Origin of the sequence: Pseudoalteromonas sp. MER144-MNA-CIBAN-0113, from assembly GCF_040308965.1 — a bacterium.
Taxonomy (GTDB): Bacteria; Pseudomonadota; Gammaproteobacteria; order Enterobacterales; family Alteromonadaceae; genus Pseudoalteromonas; species Pseudoalteromonas tetraodonis.
On the sequence record NZ_JBEOOG010000169.1, the window covers coordinates 1 to 1193 of the forward strand.

General features: G+C 41.7%; 4 tRNA genes. 1 reads left to right on the forward strand and 3 read right to left on the reverse strand.

What is annotated here, in order from left to right:
- Window position 1 precedes the first annotated feature (1 nt).
- The 3 genes from AAEY57_RS19195 to AAEY57_RS19205 all read right to left on the reverse strand — a co-directional run bounded on the left by AAEY57_RS19195 (window position 2) and on the right by AAEY57_RS19205 (window position 350).
- Window positions 2-77 (reverse strand) — tRNA-Glu (locus tag AAEY57_RS19195).
- Between the two features lie 85 nt (window positions 78-162).
- Window positions 163-238 (reverse strand) — tRNA-Glu (locus AAEY57_RS19200).
- Window positions 239-274: 36 nt separating this feature from the next.
- A tRNA-Ala gene (locus AAEY57_RS19205) sits at window positions 275-350 on the reverse strand.
- Window positions 351-1116: 766 nt separating this feature from the next.
- Between AAEY57_RS19205 and AAEY57_RS19210 the strand changes: the two genes are divergently transcribed.
- A tRNA-Val gene (locus AAEY57_RS19210) sits at window positions 1117-1192 on the forward strand.
- Window position 1193: the final 1 nt, after the last annotated feature.

Below are 1193 nucleotides of genomic sequence, written 5' to 3' on the forward strand. Positions count from 1 at the left end.
GTGGCGTCCCCAAGGGGATTCGAACCCCTGTTACCGCCGTGAAAGGGCGGTGTCCTAGGCCTCTAGACGATGGGGACACTAAAAAGTGTCACTAGGACAACTGAAAGTTTAGACTCGATTCAGACGAGCTTTAATAACACTACCCTACTGTATAATAGTAAGTGGCGTCCCCAAGGGGATTCGAACCCCTGTTACCGCCGTGAAAGGGCGGTGTCCTAGGCCTCTAGACGATGGGGACACAGAAAACTGTTACCCTAGGACAAACACTAAAAATTGGTGGAGCTATGCGGGATCGAACCGCAGACCTCTTCGCTGCCAGCGAAGCGCTCTCCCAGCTGAGCTATAGCCCCAATTTATTCAATACGCTCTGTGATAACCACGTCGTGTATCGCTTAGTGCGGGGCGCATTCTATGCACCCCCCAAAATAAAGTCAACAGTTTTTTGTGCGACATTATTTAAATGGTTTAATTTTCAACAAACTGGCTATCATACATGCTAAAAAGTAGATTTTCATACTACTTAGTAACAATGAGCTTCGTTAAGTGTGCCACATTTAAGTTTGAGTTGAGCATAACGACCCTATAATACTAAAAGCACCTATTCACATCGGACTCAAAAGGTATACATTTATATGCAAATTGAGTTATCACTGCTTTTCTCCTAAAACGGGCCTACTTCCATCATAGCCTAGCTGGATTTTATTAAATGCTAATTGTAAAGCTTAACTATGCTAAGCGATAAACAACTTGCTAATTTGAGTGGTTTAAACAATTGAATAACATAGGCAGGATGATCTGAACTAGAAAGCTTTACTTTGATTTCTTGGTTGCAACCCTGACTCGGCAAATCAATTACCACTAAATTGAATTAATTTTCATCCTTAAAAAGCAACAGAACTCGCTCTAGTGAATATAAATATAGTTATTTTAACCCCTAGCCAAAGCTGCTTATTGTTCGTTTTATGTTACCTTGCTGATAAAGTGAACACTATTTACATTGCATTGATTATAAAAGCTTCATTCAGCACATTTTTATCATTCAAGTGTTGACACATTTACAAGTCTATCTATAATAGCGCCCCACAACAACGCAGCAATGTGGTGTTGTTTAGATGCGGGTGATTAGCTCAGTTGGGAGAGCATCGCCCTTACAAGGCGAGGGTCACTGGTTCAAGTCCAGTATCACCCACCAC